Origin of the sequence: Shewanella putrefaciens (genome assembly GCF_016406325.1) — a bacterium.
Classification (GTDB): Bacteria; Pseudomonadota; Gammaproteobacteria; order Enterobacterales; family Shewanellaceae; genus Shewanella; species Shewanella putrefaciens.
On the sequence record NZ_CP066370.1, the window covers coordinates 1,167,561 to 1,188,519 of the forward strand.

Genomic DNA, 20,959 nt, shown 5'->3' on the forward strand with positions numbered 1-20,959 from the left:
CGCCATTACCCCGCTTTTACAACTAATTCTGGGCTCGATTGCTCGAGTTTGAGCAGATCGGCCACGGCAATATTTTTAGGTTTCACTAATACGAAGCAATCTAACCAGTTACCAAAATCACTTAAGATCATCTTGGCATGTTCGCTGCCCGTTTCGGCCACGTGGGCTTCAATTAAGCCTTTTAAATGTTGTTGATGGATCGGTGATTCCAGTTTTTGAGTGTCGACAAGTTCAGTATTCACACGGCGATTGAAGCGGCCAAATTGGTCGAACACATAGGCAAAGCCGCCTGTCATACCCGCGCCGAAGTTCACCCCGGTTTTACCAAGGACAACCACGATACCGCTAGTCATGTATTCGCAGCCATTATCGCCAAGCCCTTCGACCACAGCAATCGCCCCTGAGTTACGTACTGCAAAACGCTCGCCCGCTTGACCCGCGGCGAAGAACTTGCCGCCTGTCGCACCATAAAGGCACGTGTTCCCGACAATGGCGCTGCGCTCGCTTTGGAATGGACTGCCCAGTGGTGGATAAATCACAATCTTACCGCCAGACATCCCTTTACCCACATAGTCGTTGGCATCGCCACAGAGCTTTAACTCAAGTCCTGGGCTGTTCCACACGCCAAAACTTTGGCCTGCGCTGCCGTTAAAGCTCAGTTTGATGGGCGCTTTAGTGCCTTTCACGCCGAGCGTGCTCGCGATATAGCCTGACAAGGTTGCGCCAACGGAGCGGTCAGTGTTATTGATGCTATAAGCCGCATCGAAACTCTCGCCCTTATCGACGGCGCTTTGGCATTCGTTTAATAAATGCTGGTTAAGTAGCCCTAAATCTGCCGGTGGATTGGTTTCTTGCCAAGTACGTGATGAGGTCGCTGGCACTTTGGGTTGATACAAAATCGGTGAAAGATCTAAGCCCTGTTGTTTAGCGGTTTGTCCTTCAAGGGTATACAACCACTCACTGCGGCCAACTAAGTCCTCAAATTTACTGACCCCAAGGGTCGCCATCCATTCGCGCACTTCCTCTGCCACAAACTCAAAGTAAGTAATCACTCGCTCTGGCAGACCGTGGTAATGGTTATCGCGCAGGTTTTTATCTTGAGTTGCTACGCCTGTCGCGCAGTTGTTCAAGTGGCAAATACGCAGGTATTTACAACCTAGGGCGATCATAGGCACAGTGCCAAAACCAAAGCTCTCAGCACCTAAGAGCGCGGCTTTAATGACATCAGTACCGGTTTTTAAGCCACCATCGACTTGCAGGCGAATTTTATGGCGTAGACCATTTTCCACGAGAGATTGATGCACTTCGGCTAAACCTAGCTCCCATGGGCTACCCGCATATTTCACTGAGGTGATTGGGCTAGCACCTGTGCCGCCATCGTAGCCGGAAATGGTGATCATATCTGCATAGGCTTTGGCTACGCCCGTGGCGATAGTGCCGACACCTGGCTCTGACACTAATTTAACTGAAATCAGCGCTTTAGTGTTGATTTGCTTCAAGTCGAAAATCAGCTGGGCTAAATCTTCGATAGAGTAAATATCGTGGTGTGGTGGCGGTGAAATCAGCGTTACACCAGGACGAGCATGCCGCAGTCCGGCGATTTCAACACTCACCTTATGGCCGGGTAACTGACCACCTTCACCGGGTTTTGCGCCTTGGGCGACTTTAATCTGCAATACATCAGCATTAACTAAATAATGCGCAGTGACACCAAAGCGGGCCGAGGCAATCTGTTTAATTGCAGAATTTCGTTCAGTATTAAAGCGGCGAGCATCCTCACCACCTTCACCTGAGTTTGAGCGGCCGCCTAAGCGGTTCATTGCGATAGCCAGCGCTTCATGGGCTTCAGGGCTTAATGCGCCAATACTCATAGCAGCGCTGTCAAAACGTGAGAATAGATTTGATGCCGCTTCTACATCGGTGATATCAATCGAGGTTTGAGCTCCCTTAATACCGATTAAATCACGCAGTGTGGCAATAGGGCGATTGTCGACCAGTTCGGCAAACTTTTTATAGGTAGCAAAGTTTTTATCGATCAGTGATGCCTGTAGGGTGTTGACTACATCTGGGTTAAAGCAGTGATATTCACCGCCTTCAACGTATTTTAGCAGTCCACCTTGCGGCAATGGCACATGGGCACGGTAGGCCGCTTTGTGCAGTATTGCTTGGTCTTGGGCGATTTCTGCAAAACCGGCGCCCTCGATACGGCTAACTACACCTTTAAAGCATAAGTCGATGACTTCGCTGGCAATGCCTATGGCTTCAAATTGTTGACTACAACGGTAAGAGCCGACAGTACTGATGCCCATTTTGGACATAATTTTACGCAAGCCCTTTTCGATGCCGTAACGGAAGTTCAGCATTAATGCAATCGTATCGGTTAAACCATGGCGTTTCGCAAGATCGGAGATTGATTCGTACACTAGGTATGGATAAATGGCAGTGGCACCAAAGCCAAGTAGTACGGCAAAGTGGTGTGGATCCCGTGCTGATGCAGTTTCAACAATGATGTTGGTGTCGCAGCGCAGGCTTTTATTCACCAGCATTTGTTGCACAGATCCGACCGCCATGGCTGCGGGGATCACTTGTGCAGATTTATCAACGGCGCGATCGGATAAAATGAGTAAGGTGGTGCCACTACGAGCTAAACGTTCCGCTTCGGCTGTGATGCGGCGGATGGCGTTTTCGAGTCCTTCATTAGGATCGTAATTTAAATCGACGATATTAGCGCGATAGTAAGTGCTATCTAATCCCAGTAATTGGTTAAAATCACTGAATAATAGAATTGGCGAGTTGAACATCACCCGGTAAGCGTGCCCTGTGGTTTCATTAAACAGGTTCTGCTCGCGACCAATACAAGTCGCCAAGGACATGACATGCTTTTCACGTAATGGATCTATGGGGGGATTCGTTACTTGAGCAAATTTCTGCCTAAAATAGTCATACAGCGAACGTGACTTTTTCGACAGCACCGCCATCGGTGTATCATCACCCATTGACCCTGTGGCTTCTTCACCTTGTTTTGCTAATACCCAAATAACTTGTTCTAGCTCTTCGCGGGTATAACCAAATTGCTTTTGATATTGCAGCAATTGTTCTGGATTTAATTCGCTAGCACCATGTTGCTCTGTGGTGAGTTGCTCTGCTGGGATCAAAGTGCGGCTGTTTTTTGCCATCCATTCTTTATAAGGGTGGCGGCGTTTAAGATCGTTATCGATTTCAAAGGATTGGTATAGGCGACCATTTAACGTATCGAGTACCAGCAATTCACCAGGCCCAACACGGCCTTTTTCGATCACTTCATCTGCGGCGTAATCCCAAATTCCAACTTCGGAAGCTAAGGTCAAAATACGATCTTTTGTGATCACATAACGTGATGGACGCAGACCATTACGGTCAACGGCGCAGGCGGCATGGCGACCGTTGGTCATCACAATACCGGCCGGACCATCCCAAGGCTCCATATGCATAGAGTTAAAGTTGTAGAAGGCTTTTAATTCATCATCCATTTCTGGATTACTTTGCCAAGCAGGCGGGATCAATAGACGCATGGCACGGTATAAGTCCATGCCACCGGATAACAGCATTTCCAGCATATTATCTAAAGATGAAGAGTCTGAGCCTGTTTCATTCACAAAGGGAGCGGCCTGCTGCAAATCTGGCAGTAGCGGTGAATTAAATTTATAGGCACGGGCACGGGCCCATTGACGGTTACCCGTAATAGTATTGATTTCACCATTATGGGCTAAATATCTAAACGGCTGAGCTAATGGCCATTTAGGGGATGTGTTCGTTGAAAAACGCTGGTGGAATAGGCAGATAGAGCTTTTTAAGCGAATGTCCGCGAGATCGGGATAAAACGCGGGCAAATCTACAGGCATCATCAAGCCTTTATAGACGATAACTTGGCCAGACAAACTCGCGACATAGAAGTCTTTGTCATCAATGATCTGCTGTTCTAAGCGGCGACGCGCCATATAAAGGCGGCGTTCTAAGTCTTTTTCACGCCAACCGATAGGCGCGTTAATCAGCACTTGGTAGATTTGTGGCAGGCTAGCCTTGCCGATTTCCCCTAATACGTCGGGATTGACTGGTACTTTGCGCCAGCCAGCAATGCTTAAGGTTTCGCGTTCGAGTTCACGCTCAAGGATAAACTTAGCTTGGTCGGCCAATTCATTGTCTTGACTTAAAAACAGCATACCTACGGCAAACTTGCGGCTTAAATGCCAATCATTTTCTGCGGCAATTGCTTCAAAAAATTGCACGGGTAATTGCATTAATAAACCGCAGCCATCGCCAGTGCGACCGTCGGAAGCTATGCCACCACGATGTTTCATTCGATCAAGGCCATGAATAGCCGTACGCACGATACGATGACTGGCTTCGCCATCCATTTGTGCTATCAACCCAAAACCACAATTGTCCCGCTCAAAACTGGGATGATATAAGCTCATACAAAAACCTCCCTAGACCTCAACTGATTACTTCTCGGGGAGAAAATGTAAAGACTTTCTATATATGCACCCGAACCACCCAAATTAGCCTGAGATTCACTAAAGGTCAAACCAAAAATTTGCATAAAATATGGGTATTAATTCATATTTCATACACAAAACACAATGGCGTTACGTTAACGTCAACAGTAAAATACGTTGTATAACATTATGAATAAAAAGAATTTTAAAAAGGATAAAACTGATGATTTACTAAAGTGTAACATGGAGTGGGATTGTTTTTGATTTACAAATAGTGATTTTTATTGCAAATACAGTGAAGGTATAAAAAATTATAATAAGTGAATTTTTATTCTTCGCATTTGTGAGGTAGATCGCTAAATGTAAGTTAAATGCAAGGGGGAGTGCACATTTTTGACAATAGTTGTGACTATCTATTCGGAGTTTTATTTACGGCAAAGAAAAACAGGCTAACTTTGTTTACAATACGCTTTTTCCTTTCGTCCAATCACTTTTTTCTTTTCTACTGTAATTTTATCTTGGTTATTAAAAATGAAGCCATATCACGTTAGGCAGGTGTTGTAATGGGGCTTGATGCATACGTCAACACATTCGGCGCAGTTTGTAAGGCAAAATACGGCACAAGATTGCGTAAACTGACAATAGATGCCAAGTTTACTTGCCCTAACCGTGATGGCACTTTGGGGCGAGGAGGCTGTACTTTCTGTAATGTGGCGTCATTTAGCCATCAAACTGCTGATGTATTGAGTATTACTGAGCAACTCGAACAGGGAAAGAGTCGCTATCGTGAGGCGAAACCTCAGGCTCAAGCCGATAAATTTATTGCTTATTTTCAGGCTTACACCAGCACTTACGATGAGTATCAAGTGTTGATGGCTAAATACGATGAAGCAGTTAAAGATGATGAGATAGTCGGTTTATGTGTAGGAACTCGCCCCGATTGTGTGCCGGATAATGTATTGGATTTGCTGGCGCGTTATCAGGCCGATGGTGTCGATGTTTGGTTAGAACTTGGACTACAAACTGCCAACGATGAAACGCTGCGTAGAATTAACCGTGGCCATGATTTCGCCTGCTATTGTGACACTGTTTCTAGGGCTAGAGCCCGTGGTCTAAAGGTATGCACTCATCTTATTCTTGGCTTACCCAACGAAACTCACAGCGATTATATGGCGACTTTAGCAGCTGTATTGCAGCAGGGCGTTGATGGTTTGAAGCTGCATCCTTTGCATATTGTCGAAGGTAGCACTATGGCCAAAGCGTGGCGAAGTGGTCGCTTACCTTTATCGAGTCTTGAGGATTATGCCCGCAGTGTCGGAGAGATGATCCGCCATACTCCAAAAGAAGTGATTTTCCATCGAGTTACTGCCTACGCTAAAAAACCAATACTACTGGCACCCGATTGGTGTGCTTATCGTTGGGATGGATTAGTGGCGATTGTCGATAATTTGGCGCTTTATGGTGGACAAGGGGAAGCATTAGAGGGACGATAGTCGCAATATCAGCACGGTTTAGATACCATCCATAGTGGTAAATGTTGGATGGTGTTAATAGCAAGCTTTTGATTTGTTATAGATAAATTTGTTTTGGACTGTAAATACTGCTATAAGTTGCACTGTCAATTTTTGAGGGTATCATGTCCTGAATTTGATTTACGCATTGAACTACTTAAGGGAGGCCTCGATGGCCACAGTTGAATTAGAAGCAATCCTAGATCTCAATACTTTGGAACAGTACTGTAGTGCTATTGGTGCAGCTACCCTCTTGAAGAGTGTTGTACTATTTGAGCAACTCATGCCTGAATATGTGGGTAATCTAGTAAAGGCTAACGATGCTGAAGATAAAGATACCCTGTGTTCTGAGGCTCATAAGTTTAAGGGGGCCGCAGGCTCTGTTGGTTTGAAACGTATTCAGCAAATTGCTCAATTATTGCAACATGGTGAAGAAGATCGCTGGGCAGTAGAGCATGGTATTTGGGTTGCTCAGATTGTTGAGTTTGCGAGCGCAGATTTACAACAGCTAAAGCTGTTTCTTCAGGCAAAAATATAACATCAGTTATAACTATGGCGTGTCTGTTCAAAAGAGATGGCTGCAGCATTGACTAGATAATATTATTTATTGATAAGCGAGAGCGTGTTTGATGTTTTCGAGCACGCTGAGTCACCAGTGCAAACTTGAGCCAGTTTTTATCAATAGATGAAAACGCAGCAGAAACACCGTTCGAACTTGCCGTCACGAACAAAATGTAACCTCAAAATATCGTAACACCTCAGTTTGATCTATTGAGCCGTTGTACAATCCACGGAATGGCGATTCGGCTCACACTCTTGATAACTAATGCCGCGTTATTGTTGATACTTTATGCTAGAGTAGATTTAATTTATTAATGCATAACCTTATTGGCAATCGATAAAATGAAAAGTTTACCTAGCCTCAAGAATTTATTTTATTTGGTGAATCTCCATCAAGAGCAAAATTTTAACCGCGCTGCTAAGGTGTGTTTTGTTAGTCAGTCGACGTTATCCAGTGGGATCCAAAATTTAGAAGAGCAACTAGGTCATCAATTGATCGAACGTGATCACAAATCATTTATGTTTACTGCTATTGGTGAAGAAGTTGTACAACGTTCCCGTAAGATCCTCACCGATGTCGACGACTTAGTTGAGCTAGTTAAAAATCAAGGCGAGCCAATGACGGGTGATATTCGCCTAGGCTGTATTCCTACGATTGCCCCTTTCCTATTGAGTCGCGTTGTGCGCCAATGCCAGCAAGCTTATCCTGCGATGAGTTTGTTGCTGAAAGAAGATACAACTGACCGTTTGTTAGATGCTTTAGGGAAAGGAGAGTTAGATCTATTGATCCTTGTCTTACCAGTTGATACTAGTGGTTATCACAGTATGAAGGTTGGCATTGACCCATTCAAAATGGTCATCCATAAGGATTTAGCTGGAGAAATTCATCAACCGATCGACTATCAAGCCTTACCGGATGAGAGTATTTTTTTATTGCAAAGTGAACATTGCATAACAGGCCATGCAATCACTGCCTGTCAGTTGGGGGATAGTGCCAAGGTAAACCCATTCGCCGCGACCAGTTTGCATACCTTAGTACAAATGGTAAACAGTAAATTAGGGACGACCTTCTTACCACAAATGGCAATTGATGCTGGCATTCTAAACGATACCGATTTAGTGGTAATGACACCACCGGGTGAGGCTCCTTACCGAGATATAGGGCTCGTTTGGCGACAAACTACCAGCCGAATTTTAACTTTCCGCACGTTAGGTTTAATGATCCAAAAGTTACTCACTAAAGACGAAGATTAAACTTGCGGCAACAGCAAAGTGTGACGTCTAGTTACAGCTTAAATTGAGTCAAGATCAGAGTGGGGAAACACCAAATACTTCTATTGAGTGTTGTTTCCCTTTTAGTTTGATTGGGCCTAGGTTGGTTAGGCGATATTCACTATTGGGATTATCTAAGCGTCCAGCTAAAGCCCCAGACACTAACATACGTTGTCCAAGGGGGTTACACTGATCTTGCAGCCTTGCTAACGTATTGAGTACGTCACTAAAGAAGCTAATTTCTTGTTTTTGTACCCCAACAACCGCTGCTACTACCTGCCCACAATGTGCTGCGGCTTTAAATTTAGGCACAAAACCGTAGTGTTCCTCAAAGTAGTGTCTTTGCCAGCTAAGCTGTTGGCTAAATTCAAAATAGATATTCATACAACGATCATGCACCACGCCTTCTTCTAACGGCCAATGGATAAGGACGGCATCACCCATGTAACGATATATTTCGGCTTCATTATTCGTTACTGTGTCTGACAATAAGCTAAAGCTATCTTGGATTAAACGGCTAAAACGATAATCACCGAGTGATTCAGCGTGTGTGGTGGAGGCAACCATATCCAAGTAAAGAAACAAACGCTGTTCATATCTCGGTTTATGGTATTTACCCATACCGATATTGAGTAAAATACGTGGGCCTACTAATAATGCCATTTGCTCAACAAAGGCTAAACTGACTCGAACAACAACAAGGTAGACAATGAGTGCTTGAAAAGAAGGGCTGTACAAAATATGTGCTGTGAGCATTTGCCTTAGCGTAGACATATGGTTTTCTATTGCCCACATATTTAAAAATTGAGTAATGTAGGCCAAGGTTGTTGCACCTAGTAATAGGAACAACCCTTTGAAAATAACTGAAAACACATAGGGAAGGCGATTGATTGCGCTAAAATCGGCAATTAAGTTTGACATCCAATGTAGGCTACCAAAGATAATCCCCATATAAACCGCGAGGGTCGCAAGATCGGCTGAGCTCACCGCCCACTGGGGCAGTTCTGGTGATTGTGCATATCGAAAAAACACGAAAGCAGCCATGGCAATAGCCCAAGCTAATATCGCAAAAAGAAGTTTTTTCGCTTGTCTACGTGCTCTCACGACTCGATTTTTATCCGAATACGACCGTTATTTCAGGATGCCGTAGTTTATAGAAAATCATCACCAAAGTGCTAGTGAAATTTGTGATCTGGATCAATACAAGTCCATATCGTTACTAAAATTTAACCAAAAGCTTTATTTAGTATCATGGCGGTAAAAGCGGTCTTTAAATAAAAGCCACGAGGATTGGTCATTTTGAGGCTACCATTTTCGGCAATGCTTTGCGTTAATGCTCTGCTATTGGCTGCTTTTGGCCGTAGCTGTAATACTTCGCCGTGACGGGCTGTGAGTTTCTCAACTTTTCCTAGTGCAATAAGCTCCATTATTTCTTCCCAATCTTGTTGTAATAGACGTAATTCATCGGGATCTGGTTGCCATAAAATAGGCGTGCCAATACGGCGAGCACCGACAGATATTTGTCTTTCACCCTCGACGGGAACCCAAAGCACGCGCTGTAGTTTGTGGCAGACTAGGCTGTTTTCCCAAGTAAGTCCTTCAATTTGCGAGAGCGGCGCGACACATACATAGGTTGTTTCTAACGGTTTTCCTTGTGCATTTATGGGAATGGTTTTGAGCTCGACACCTAGATGTAAAAAGTCTTGTTCAGGTTTAGAGCCCGCTGTTGCACCCAATTCCATTTCGATGAGTTGGCCAACCCAGCCCTTATCTCGCTTAAGATTTTTGGGGACGGTTATTCCTCTATTAGCAGCAATTTGTGCCAAACTTACGCCAGCCATCATATTGGCGCGCTCGAGTAATTCGGTGAGATTTTCTGGAGGGATAATTGCTTTCATGGGCGAATTTTACTTAAAAATAGTTCGTTAGCAACAGTGGTTAAAAAATGCTCTGGGGATTGGCGGTGATAACATTTATAAAGGGTAACTGCTAAGTTAATGATTTTAATGTTTATATCTTCAGTATTTAGATATCTTTTTAAAGGCGCTAAAAGTTACACTCGGCTTTCCCTTACGTTCCTCACATACTTATCCACAGATATTATGGATAACTCCTAAAGTGAATGCCTTTAACCTAATGAAAAATGCAAGTCAATGCAAAAATTCGGTGTTTTTTATCGAAATGTGGATAGTTTTCAGAGTGTCCTGTGCATAACCTTTATTGTAATTTAGTCTAGAATCACTATTAAGTTTTAAGGTTAAAAATTAACCTTAAATTGTTTATTTTACTGATGGTTTTAAAAATATTTTTTATCATGCTGATATATATTAGCTTTTTCGTTCTGCTTCAACAGTGTACTGAACCTTGGAACTTCTGTTTTTTGGACGTTATAACAAGTTCAAGGGAGTTTCAAACAGGGATATCCACAGAAAATGTGGATATCCTTGAGAATGCCTTCTTCTGTTTGTTGATAAATAATCCATATAGAGGAATTTATCCCATGTACCACTTAAAATAGAGGTTTGCTGAGAGACTGGCTTTATGAAACAATCGGATTATTAAAATTATCCTTATTCGGAGTCCATGTGATTGATAGCGACGGCTTTCGCGCAAATGTGGGCATAATAATTTGTAACAGATATGGTCAAGTTATGTGGGCTAGACGTTTTGGCCAACATTCTTGGCAATTCCCTCAAGGTGGTGTTGACGATGGTGAGTCAGCAGAGGAGGCTATGTACCGTGAGTTATATGAAGAAGTCGGCCTAAGACCCGAACATGTACATATATTAACCTCGACTCGTTCTTGGTTAAGGTATCGTCTACCTAAGCGTTTAGTGAGGCAAGACAGTAAACCAGTCTGCATTGGGCAAAAGCAAAAATGGTTTCTGTTACAATTGAAAAGCCAAGATAGTGCGATTAATTTAAGTTCTTCAGGGCATCCTGAATTTGACGATTGGCGTTGGGTAAGTTATTGGTATCCCGTGCGACAAGTCGTTTCATTTAAGCGTGATGTATATCGAAAAGTGATGAAAGAGTTTGCGGCAACGGCATTGTCATTCCAAACCCAGGAAATTCCGAGGAAGCGGGGAAGGCAAAAAACGACAGGCTGATTTTCAAAGAGGATTGAAAACAGTGTTAAATACGCTTAGGGATATTACGCAGGCCGTGGCATCTGCCCACAGTTTAGAAACCGCATTAGCAGTCTTAGTTTCATCCACTAAAGCGGCAATGGACACTCAATGTTGCTCCATCTACATATTAGAAGAGCAAGAACTTGTGTTGTCGGCAACCGATGGCCTTGAAAAAAGTGCTGTTGGTCGGGTGCGTATGCCGCTGACAGAGGGATTAGTTGGACTTGCCGCCCAACGTGAAGAGGCCGTCAATTTAGCGGATGCTAGGCTTCATCCAAGGTTTAAACTCTTCCCCGAGGTTGCAGAAGAAGAATACCGTGCATTTTTAGCTGTACCTATTATCTATCAGAAAGCTGTTGTTGGTGTGATAGTGGTACAGCAGGCCAGTGCTCGTCAGTTTAGCGAGGGAGAAGAGGCGTTTTTAATGACGCTTGCCGCCCAACTTGCTATGGCTATACGCGGGTTGAAGCAAAAAGCTCAGGTGAGTTCGCACAACCAACAGATTTTGTTTCAAGGGACTTCTGCATCTAATGGTATTGCCATTGCTCATGCATTCGTACTTGGTGGTGAAATTGCCCTTGAGCAGCCCGATGTGCGTTGTGAAAATATCGCCATTGAATCTAGCCGATTAGCGGCTGCGATGGGACGTTGTAAAGACGCCATTGGTGCCTTATCTCAACGATTTGATCGTGAGCAAGATGACGAAGTCGTCTCTATTTTCAATGCGTTACTATTATTACTCGATGATGCTAGTTTGGGTGGTGAGTACACCCGTGAAGTGCAATTAGGGTGGGCTGCAGAGTCGGCGGTAAGTCGAGTATCTTTGCGTTATATCCAACAGTTTTTTGCAATGGAAGACCCCTATCTTAAAGAACGCGCCAGTGATATTCGCGATCTCGGTCAAAAGGTATTACGTCAGCTAATCGAGCCTGAGCGTCTTGAACTTGAACCCGATAAGCCCGTCATTCTGGTGACCCGCGAAGCTGACGCCACTATGTTAGCCGAATTTCCAAGGCAAAAACTTGCAGGAATAGTCACGGAGCTTGGTGGTGTAAACTCCCATGCGGCAATTTTAGCCCGCGCTCTTGGCGTCCCAGCGATTACGGGGGTTGAGCAATTACTGTCTGCGGATATAGATCAAAAGCTATTAGTCGTGAATGCGAGCCGTGGACAACTGATGGTATCGCCATCTCCAGCCGTTGTCAGCGAGTATCGCAGTTTGATTTCAGCGCAAAAAGCATTACAACGTCAGTATGCCCAAGAGTTGTCTTTACCTTCGGTAACCATAGATGGTTCACGTATTCGTTTGTATTTAAACGCAGGATTACTCAGTGGTGTCGCCTCTGAAATAGCCGAGGGTGCCGATGGTATTGGGCTTTATCGAACAGAAATTCCTTTTATGTTGCAACAACGCTTCCCGAGTGAATCAGAGCAAGTCAAAGTCTATCAGCAGGTTTTATTGGCTGCCTCAAATCGTCCCGTGGTGATGCGAACTCTAGATGTGGGAGGGGATAAACCTCTGCCATATTTTCCAATTAAAGAGGATAACCCTTTCCTCGGTTGGCGTGGTATTCGTTTATCCCTTGATCATCCAGAGCTTTTTTTAGTCCAGTTACGGGCGATGTTACAGGCTGGTGGTGAAGGTAAGCAGTTAAGTATTTTACTTCCAATGGTCAGTAACTTGGATGAGATTGATCAAGCTTTAGAATATTTACATCAGGCATATATTGAGCTAAAACATGATGTTAATAACAAGATTGTGATGCCGCGAATTGGCATTATGCTCGAAGTACCTGCATTGTTATATCAATTAGATGAAGTGGCTAGACGGGTCGATTTTGTTTCTGTAGGAAGTAACGATCTTACCCAATATTTGCTCGCGGTTGATCGTAATAATCCACGGGTTAGTTCTCTCTTTGATAGCTACCACCCGGGCATTTTACGCGCGCTACATCAAGCTCACCTCGATTGTCTCTATCATAAACTCGATATTAGCATTTGTGGCGAGTTGGCTGGTGAGCCGATGGGGGCGATTTTGCTGGTGGCGATGGGATATGACCAATTGAGTATGAATCAAGGTAGCTTAGCACGGATAAACTATTTACTTCGCCGTGTTGCTCGTGCTGATTTAGATCAGTTACTGTCGCAGGCGTTAAGTTTATCAAATGGTTTTCAAGTACGTGAGCTGGTTAAAGAATATTTGAATGAGCAAGGTTTAGTCACAATTCTTAATTAACTAATGGCGTTTTTTGCTTTAAGCTAAGACCTCAATTTATCGCGCTGTAGGTATTCGTGTGGATAGTTTGTTAACAGTGTTCTTTATTTGCTTAGCTTTAGGTGCATTTGTCGGTTTTATGGCGGGGTTATTAGGGATCGGTGGCGGTTTAATTGTTGTGCCAGCGCTACTTTATATTTTGCCATCAGTTGGGATTAGCTCATCTCAATTGCCACATATCGCTATTGCGACTTCATTGGCCGCAATTATTCTGACCTCCATTTCCTCTGCTAGAGCCCATCATAAGCGTGGCAATATACCTTGGTCTCTATTTAAATCTATGCTGCCAGGGCTTGTGCTTGGAGCGCTTGCTTCTGGTTTTATTGCTGAACGCATTCCCGCTGATACCCTGCAGCGAGGTTTTGCAATATTTGTGATTTTAATGACAATTCAGATGGTTTATCCGTTTAAGACTGAGTCGAATCGCCAGTTACCTAATGCTTTTGTGCTTTTTATTGCATCTGCTTTTATTGCGGTATTGGCAGGATTAACGGGAATCGGCGGCGGTATTCTGGTTGTACCATTTTTGACTTTTTATGGTTTACAGATGCGTCAAGCTGTTGGTTTTTCTGCTGCGATGGGCTTCTTAATCTCTCTTTCTGGCAGTTTTGGATATATTATCGCAGGGATGGACGCTCCTGAATTACCTTATGGTACCGTTGGTTTTATCTACTTACCCGCCCTGTTTGGTTTAATTATCACTTCTATTTTTATGGCGCCAGTAGGCGTAAAAGCCGCGAGTACTTTGCCGACACCTGTATTAAAAAAAATATTTGCACTCTTACTTTTGTGTGTTGGTCTTAAGTTAATTTTGGCCTAGTTTCAGAGCCGCTTTTTTGACGATGTTTATGGATGTTTTATGGCATTAAGTTTTCCCGATATCGATCCGGTGATCGTACAATTTGGCCCGTTTGATATTTTAGGACAAACTTTTGAGCCTGCCTTACGTTGGTATGGTTTTACTTATTTAATCGGTTTTGTGGCTGCAATGTGGCTGTTAAACCGTTATGCAGAGCGTTCTAAGGGTGTTTGGACAAAAGAACAGGTATCCGATCTTTTATTTTATGGTTTTTTAGGGGTGATTTTAGGAGGACGCGTTGGATATGTGCTCTTCTATCATTTTGATTATTTTCTCGAAAGTCCAATGTATTTGTTTAAGATTTCCGAAGGCGGAATGTCTTTTCATGGTGGACTAATCGGCGTTATTAGTGCCATGTTCTATATCGCTTGGAAGCAACATCGTCCTTTTTTTGCTGTTGCGGATATGGTCGCACCTGTCGTCCCTATTGGTTTGGGAGCAGGGCGCATTGGTAATTTTATCAATGGTGAACTTTGGGGGCGGGTGACCGACGTGCCTTGGGGGGTGGTATTTCCTTCGGGCGGCTCAGCACCGCGCCATCCTTCACAGCTATACCAGTTTGCCTTAGAAGGCGTTGCGTTATTTATTATTCTTTATTGGTTTAGCAAACGCACAACAAAAGTGGGTGCAGTGTCAGGTATGTTTCTATTGGGCTACGGTATTTTCCGGGTTGTCGTTGAAACGGTAAGGCAGCCTGATGAGCAACTGGGGCTTTATTGGGGCATGATGACCATGGGGCAGATCCTATCTGTACCAATGATTTTGTTCGGTTTATATTTAATTTTTCGTCCACAGGGTAAGTAGTAATGCAACAGTATTTAGACTTAATGAAGCACATTTTAGCTGAGGGTGTGGATAAATCGGATCGTACCGGTACTGGAACTCGTTCAGTATTTGGATATCAAATGCGTTTTGATTTAAGTAAAGGATTTCCCTTAGTCACGACTAAAAAATGCCATATGCGCTCTATTATCCATGAGTTACTGTGGTTCCTGAAAGGTGAGACTAACATTGCTTACCTTCGTGAAAATAAAGTGAGTATTTGGGATGAATGGGCCGATGATAATGGCGATTTAGGTCCGGTTTATGGCGCCCAATGGCGTAGCTGGCCAACTCAGAGTGGTGATGCTATTGACCAAATATCACAAGTTATCGCGCAGATTAAAGCTCAACCAGACTCTCGTCGTTTAATCGTTTCTGCATGGAATGTTGGTGAACTCGATAAAATGGCTTTAGCCCCTTGCCATGCTTTTTTTCAGTTCTATGTGGCTGATGGCAAGTTATCCTGTCAGCTCTATCAACGCAGTTGTGATGTTTTTCTCGGCTTACCATTTAATATTGCTAGTTACGCACTACTAACGATGATGGTTGCCCAGCAGTGTGATTTAGCGCTTGGTGATTTTGTGTGGACAGGCGGGGATACGCATTTGTATTCCAATCATATGGAACAAACGGTGCTGCAATTGAGCCGGGAACCCAAACCGTTACCTTTAATGACGATTCTGCGTAAACCTGAATCTATTTTCGACTATCAATTCGAAGATTTTGAACTGACAAATTACAATCCTCATCCTCACATCAAAGCTCCTGTCGCCGTTTAGGTACATTTTTCGAGCAAACACCTCGGAATAGCCGAGGTGTTTTGTCGAAACTTACGATTATACTAGTTGTTACTATTCGTCTACACTCAATACATTATGGTTTTTCGGAGTGTAAGATGGAAAAAGCAATTAGAAATTTTCTAAGCCAAGAGTCAGCGGGCGGCATCCTATTATTGGTTGCTGTTGTCTTTGCTATGCTGATGGCTAATTCTCCTTTATCAGGACTTTATCAAGGTTTTTTAGGGACTGATGTCCAAGTTCGCGTGGGTGCGTTAGATATTCATAAACCTTTATTACTCTGGATTAATGATGGCCTAATGGCATTATTCTTCCTGCTGATTGGGTTAGAAGTGAAGCGTGAGTTACTCGAAGGGGCGTTATCAAGTGTTGCCCAAGCATCGCTGCCTAGTTTTGCTGCTATTGGTGGGATGTTAGTTCCTGCTGGTATTTATTTGTTATTTAACTATGGCGACCCAGTGACTCAAGCGGGATGGGCAATTCCTGCTGCAACTGATATTGCTTTTGCTTTGGGGATTATGGCCTTACTCGGTAATAGAGTCCCTGTTGCATTAAAAGTTTTTCTTTTAGCACTCGCGATTATCGATGATCTGGGTGTTATTGTGATTATTGCCCTATTTTATAGTAGTGACTTATCAACCATTAGTTTAGCGATTGCTAGTGTCGCGATTCTTGGTCTTGTGGGGTTAAACCGTAAAGGCATTACAGCATTGACGCCTTACGGGATTTTAGGCCTGATCCTTTGGGTTGCGGTGCTTAAATCTGGTGTTCATGCCACTCTAGCGGGTGTCATTATTGCCTTTTGTATACCACTGCGTGCTAAAGATGGAAGTTCACCTTCTGAACATCTTGAGCACAGTTTACATCCATGGAGTAATTTTCTCATTTTACCCGTGTTTGCTTTTGCGAATGCGGGTGTTGCTCTAGGAAATATGAGTTTAGATACCTTGCTCTCGCCTGTTCCTATCGGTATTGCATTAGGCTTGATATTAGGTAAGCCCATCGGAGTCATGTTATTTAGCTTTATTGCGGTTAAGTTAAAGTTAGCTCGATTACCCGATAATGTTGGGTGGATGCAAATTGCACCTGTGGCGGCTATGTGTGGTATTGGATTTACCATGTCGATGTTTATTGCATCCTTAGCTTTTGAGCAAGCTGATCCTATGTACGGTGATTTGGCTCGCCTAGGAACTCTAATTGGTTCGTTTATTGCGGCATTGGTTGGATATTTCTGGCTGTCGAAAGTATTACCTAAAAAAGGAGTATAACTATGATAAAAATTAAGCTGTTGGGAATGGCCATATTCTTTTCTTTATCATCAACTGCAATGGCGACGCAAATAGAGGCTTGTAATAAGGACGTCACATCATTGACTTGCCAAAGCTATCTTGAGGGGATTGTTGATGGTGCTCTGATGTTTAAGCCTGAATCATTAGGTGCAAGACTTGAAACTAACGGTTACGAGTCCAGAGCACTTAAATACCGCGGGGGTAAGCGTTTCCAAGAAGCTAATCGAACTTATTGCGCTAGTCGTATTCCTGACCGTAATAGCCTAGTTTTAGGTGTCACAGAGGCAGTCAGTACTGGTACCGCTGCGGATTTAGAACAGTTACAGGGTATTGTCGTTAACTTATTAGATTGCCAACGTTTAAAATAAACTCTATGAATGAACCACCATGGTGAATGCTATGGTGGCGCTTTTGTGACGGTAATGATTCTCGTTGTATCGAGATCACGTTTAGCGATAAGGGAAAACAAGCGGCTATGCTGCATCTCAATTATAACCATTTATATTATTTCTGGATGATCAAAAAAAAGGGCTCTGTTGCTAAGGCGGCTGAGGCCCTTTTCTTGACTCCACAAACAATCACAGGTCAGATCAGAGCCTTAGAAGACCGGCTTAATGGTAGCTTATTCAAGCGTGTTGGGCGTAGTCTTGAGGCGACTGAACTCGGGGAGCTTGTCTTTCGCTATGCAGATAAGATGTTTAGCTTAAGCTATGAAATGCTCGATCTACTGAACTACCAAAAAGATAATGCCATTCTCTTTGAAGTGGGTATTGCTGATGCTCTATCTAAAGCGTTGGTTAGTCGAGTTTTATTATCTGTAGTACCTAGTGATAGCTCAATGCATTTAGCCTGTTATGAGGCGACACATGAGAGTTTAATGGCACGTTTACGTGAACATAAACTGGATATGATCCTATCTGATTGTGCTGGAGAGTCGCTAAAGTACCCAGAGATTTTATCTAAAAAATTGGGAGAGTGTGGCGTCAGTTTTTTTTCAGCAGACACTTACAGTGCCGACTTTCCTGCATGTTTAGAACAAGGTCGCCTATTGATTCCTGGACGTAAAACCTCTCTTGGACAGCAGTTATATCGCTGGTTTGACGAGCAAAATCTTAATGTAAAAATTCTCGGGGAATTTGATGATGCTGCGATGATGAAGGCTTTTGGCTACCTTAAACGCGGTATATTTGTCACACCGTCCATTTATCGCCAAGAAGTTATCTCCCACGGTATGAATCTGCTTGGTGAAACCCATGATGTGAAGGAGGAGTATCACGTGATGTTTGCTGAGCGTATGATCCAACATCCCGCAGTTAAGCGATTGCTCGAAACGGATTTTAGTGATTTGTTTGCTGGTCTAGATGCACAAGTTCAGCAATGCTAATTTTTGTGTAATTCAGACTGGTTTCATCGACACTCCAACACTGCTACTGATAAACTAATGCGAACTCTACTTTGGGAGAAATACCTTGGAATTAATGAATATTGCACGGGTTCGTTGGGCATGTCGTCGTGGAATGTTGGAATTGGATGTGCTGTTTCAACCTTTCGTCGAGAATATTTATCAAGATTTGTCAGATATAGATAAAGCATCGTTTATTCGATTATTAGAATGTGAAGATCCTGAGTTGTTTGCTTGGTTTATGGGGCACGAAGCCTGTCCTGATGCAGAGCTAGCTCGCATGGTTGTTAAAGTTCGTGGAAGAGCAGCACCATAGTTTTAGCGTAAAAGCCTCGTTCGACCAACGGCTCTCGTTGGTCGTTTTTATGTGCGTTTGTTCCTCATCATTCCTTATTTGGCCTTATACAGAACATTGGTTAGTGGCGCTGCTACGGCTTGGATTGTTTTTGTTATCCGTTAGCTTTTTGATATGGCAATTGTGGAGGCTTAAGGACTGGCGTTTAAGCTTTATGCTTAATGGTAAAGGTGACGGTCGATTATCCACGGGAGAACATTTCAGAATTTTAAGGCGCACATGGGTTACCCCATTCGTATGTATGATATACATCGATGTTGAAGAAAAAACGCGTTTAGTATTGCTTTGGGCCGATATGTTTACGGGTGTTGACTATAGACATTTATGCCGATTATTGCTTAAGGCTAAAATGTTGCAAGCTAAATCTCAGGCTGAAATTTAGCTTGCATAATGAATGTCTGAACGGATAAATTTTCGCTTACTTAATAGGTTGTAAAATAGTTGGACGAGGTGAGTCGAGTTTCTCTGGATGATCGATATTGTAATGCAGTCCTCGGCTTTCTTTACGTTCCATGGCACAACGGATTATAAGCTCTGCTACTTGCACTAAATTTCGCAGTTCTAACAAGTTATTACTCACTCTAAAGTTACTGTAATACTCTTGAATTTCCTGTTGTAACATTAAACAGCGACGCAGTGCCCGCTCTAAGCGTTTATCTGAGCGAACAATTCCTACGTAGTCCCACATGAATAGCCGCAGCTCATGCCAGTTATGGGCGATAACGACCTCTTCATCCGAGTTAGAGACTTTACTCTCATCCCAAGGAGGAATTTGCCCAGGTAATTGAATTTTATGTAATTGGCTTTCAATATCATGGGATGCGGCACGGGCAAACACTAAACATTCGAGAAGCGAGTTACTCGCAAGGCGATTGGCTCCATGAAGACCTGTATAGGCGACTTCTCCTATCGCGTAAAGACCATTGAGATCAGTTTGGCCATGCAAATCGGTCATCACACCGCCACAGGTATAGTGTGCAGCGGGAACAACCGGAATCGCATCTTGAGTAATATCAATACCTAATTCTAAGCAACGGCTATAGATGGTTGGGAAGTGCTTAACAATAAAATCAGCGTCTTTGTGGCTGATATCTAGGTATACACAGTCAGCCCCGAGACGTTTCATTTCGTAATCGATAGCCCGAGCAACAATATCGCGGGGGGCGAGTTCGGCACGTTCATCAAAATCTGGCATAAAACGGCTACCATCAGGACGGCGTAGATAAGCGCCTTCGCCGCGAAGGGCTTCGGTCAACAAAAAGTTACGAGCATCGGCATGGTATAAACAAGTGGGGTGAAATTGATTAAACTCCATATTTGCCACTCGGCAACCGGCACGCCATGCCATGGCTATTCCATCACCACTGGCAACATCCGGGTTAGATGTATACTGATAAACTTTTGAACAGCCACCAGTTGCCAAAGCGACAAATTTAGCTTTTACAGTTTCAACATGCTCTTCATTACGATTCCACACATAAGCCCCTAGAACGCGATTCCCTGGGCGATTTAGTTTGCGAGTCGTAATTAAATCAATGGCGTTATAGCGTTCTAATACTTGAATATTAGGGTGGGCTAGTGCACGAGCTTGCAAGGTTGTTTGCACTTCCTTACCTGTGGCATCGGCAGCATGCAAAATACGTCTGTGACTGTGACCACCTTCACGGGTGAGGTGATAGGGAGCGTCCGCAGCGTTGCCACCGTTTGTTTCTTCTTTATCAAAGGCAACACCGCATTGGATAAGCCATTGCATAGCACTTTTGGCATTTTCAGCGGTAAAAGTCACAACGTCTTTATCGCACAAGCCTGCTCCAGCGATCAAAGTATCAGCGACATGGGATTCGATAGTGTCGCCTTCATCGAAGACGGAAGCGATACCGCCTTGAGCGTAGTAGGTCGACCCTTCAGAGAGTGGGCCTTTTGAGAGCAGAATTACTTTCGCTTTTTCAGCAAGATGCAAAGCTAGTGTCAGACCTGCGGCACCGCTACCTATGACTAATATGTCAGATTGGTGTTCAACTACTTGTTTCATCGGGTATCATGATGTGACTGAGAGTACCACCTATGGTAAACCAACTGACGGATTATGGGTACTTTCCTTTTATCCTTACTTTTTTTGTATAATTTTAAGAACTTTTTCAAAGCCCGCGAGTCTACATAAGTGAATATGATTCGAGCGACTGAGAAATCAGCATTTTAGATTTGGGAGA

At 43.6% G+C, this 20,959-nt stretch carries 17 protein-coding genes; 13 read left to right on the forward strand and 4 right to left on the reverse strand.

Going from position 1 to position 20,959, the window contains the following annotated elements; translation table 11 throughout:
- Positions 1–5 precede the first annotated feature (5 nt).
- A complete protein-coding gene (gltB, locus tag JEZ96_RS05305) occupies positions 6–4,454 on the reverse strand; it encodes a glutamate synthase large subunit (protein WP_128090149.1) in 4,449 nt (1,482 codons plus the stop codon).
- Between the two features lie 584 nt (positions 4,455–5,038).
- Between gltB and JEZ96_RS05310 the strand changes: the two genes are divergently transcribed.
- The 3 genes from JEZ96_RS05310 (at position 5,039) to oxyR (ending at position 7,801) form a co-directional block, all read left to right on the forward strand.
- Entirely contained in the window at positions 5,039–5,968 is a 930-nt protein-coding gene (locus JEZ96_RS05310; protein WP_025007373.1) for a TIGR01212 family radical SAM protein, read from the forward strand.
- Between the two features lie 190 nt (positions 5,969–6,158).
- On the forward strand, positions 6,159–6,524 hold the full coding sequence (locus JEZ96_RS05315; RefSeq protein WP_011790295.1) for an Hpt domain-containing protein: 366 nt from the start codon (positions 6,159–6,161) through the stop codon (positions 6,522–6,524).
- Between the two features lie 365 nt (positions 6,525–6,889).
- On the forward strand, positions 6,890–7,801 hold the full coding sequence (gene oxyR, locus JEZ96_RS05320; protein WP_198779861.1) for a hydrogen peroxide-inducible genes transcriptional activator OxyR: 912 nt from the start codon (positions 6,890–6,892) through the stop codon (positions 7,799–7,801).
- Between the two features lie 54 nt (positions 7,802–7,855).
- Here oxyR and JEZ96_RS05325 read toward each other — a convergent pair whose 3' ends face one another.
- Both JEZ96_RS05325 and mutH read right to left on the reverse strand, forming a co-directional pair.
- Entirely contained in the window at positions 7,856–8,923 is a 1,068-nt protein-coding gene (locus JEZ96_RS05325) for an adenylate/guanylate cyclase domain-containing protein (protein ID WP_011790293.1), read from the reverse strand.
- A 122-nt stretch (positions 8,924–9,045) separates the two neighbouring features.
- Positions 9,046–9,717, reverse strand: a complete 672-nt coding sequence (mutH, locus tag JEZ96_RS05330; protein ID WP_014610113.1) for a DNA mismatch repair endonuclease MutH — start codon at positions 9,715–9,717, stop codon at positions 9,046–9,048.
- Positions 9,718–10,404: 687 nt separating this feature from the next.
- Between mutH and rppH the strand changes: the two genes are divergently transcribed.
- The 10 genes from rppH (at position 10,405) to JEZ96_RS19495 (ending at position 19,131) form a co-directional block, all read left to right on the forward strand.
- Positions 10,405–10,929: an RNA pyrophosphohydrolase gene (gene rppH / locus JEZ96_RS05335; protein WP_011790291.1), complete on the forward strand. Its 525-nt coding sequence runs from the start codon at positions 10,405–10,407 to the stop codon at positions 10,927–10,929.
- Between the two features lie 22 nt (positions 10,930–10,951).
- Positions 10,952–13,186: a phosphoenolpyruvate--protein phosphotransferase gene (gene ptsP / locus JEZ96_RS05340; RefSeq protein ID WP_128090148.1), complete on the forward strand. Its 2,235-nt coding sequence runs from the start codon at positions 10,952–10,954 to the stop codon at positions 13,184–13,186.
- A gap of 58 nt (positions 13,187–13,244) precedes the next feature.
- Entirely contained in the window at positions 13,245–14,045 is an 801-nt protein-coding gene (locus tag JEZ96_RS05345; RefSeq protein WP_014610116.1) for a sulfite exporter TauE/SafE family protein, read from the forward strand.
- A gap of 39 nt (positions 14,046–14,084) precedes the next feature.
- On the forward strand, positions 14,085–14,888 hold the full coding sequence (gene lgt / locus JEZ96_RS05350) for a prolipoprotein diacylglyceryl transferase (RefSeq protein WP_198779862.1): 804 nt from the start codon (positions 14,085–14,087) through the stop codon (positions 14,886–14,888).
- A gap of 2 nt (positions 14,889–14,890) precedes the next feature.
- Positions 14,891–15,685: a thymidylate synthase gene (gene thyA, locus JEZ96_RS05355; RefSeq protein ID WP_011790287.1), complete on the forward strand. Its 795-nt coding sequence runs from the start codon at positions 14,891–14,893 to the stop codon at positions 15,683–15,685.
- Between the two features lie 116 nt (positions 15,686–15,801).
- Positions 15,802–16,971, forward strand: a complete 1,170-nt coding sequence (nhaA, locus tag JEZ96_RS05360) for a Na+/H+ antiporter NhaA (protein WP_011790286.1) — start codon at positions 15,802–15,804, stop codon at positions 16,969–16,971.
- A gap of 2 nt (positions 16,972–16,973) precedes the next feature.
- Positions 16,974–17,360 carry a hypothetical protein gene (locus JEZ96_RS05365; RefSeq protein ID WP_011790285.1) on the forward strand — a complete coding sequence of 129 codons (387 nt, stop codon included), beginning with the start codon at positions 16,974–16,976 and terminating at the stop codon, positions 17,358–17,360.
- A gap of 107 nt (positions 17,361–17,467) precedes the next feature.
- Complete coding sequence (nhaR, locus tag JEZ96_RS05370; protein ID WP_011790284.1) at positions 17,468–18,376, forward strand: transcriptional activator NhaR; 909 nt, start codon at positions 17,468–17,470, stop codon at positions 18,374–18,376.
- Between the two features lie 85 nt (positions 18,377–18,461).
- Positions 18,462–18,710: an FAD assembly factor SdhE gene (locus JEZ96_RS05375; RefSeq protein WP_014610118.1), complete on the forward strand. Its 249-nt coding sequence runs from the start codon at positions 18,462–18,464 to the stop codon at positions 18,708–18,710.
- Entirely contained in the window at positions 18,691–19,131 is a 441-nt protein-coding gene (locus tag JEZ96_RS19495) for a protein YgfX (protein WP_014610119.1), read from the forward strand. The genes JEZ96_RS05375 and JEZ96_RS19495 overlap by 20 nt, the downstream gene beginning before the upstream one ends.
- Positions 19,132–19,167: 36 nt before the next feature.
- Here the strand turns inward: JEZ96_RS19495 and nadB are convergent, their stop codons facing one another.
- Positions 19,168–20,781 carry an L-aspartate oxidase gene (nadB, locus tag JEZ96_RS05380; RefSeq protein ID WP_011790281.1) on the reverse strand — a complete coding sequence of 538 codons (1,614 nt, stop codon included), beginning with the start codon at positions 20,779–20,781 and terminating at the stop codon, positions 19,168–19,170.
- Positions 20,782–20,959: the final 178 nt, after the last annotated feature.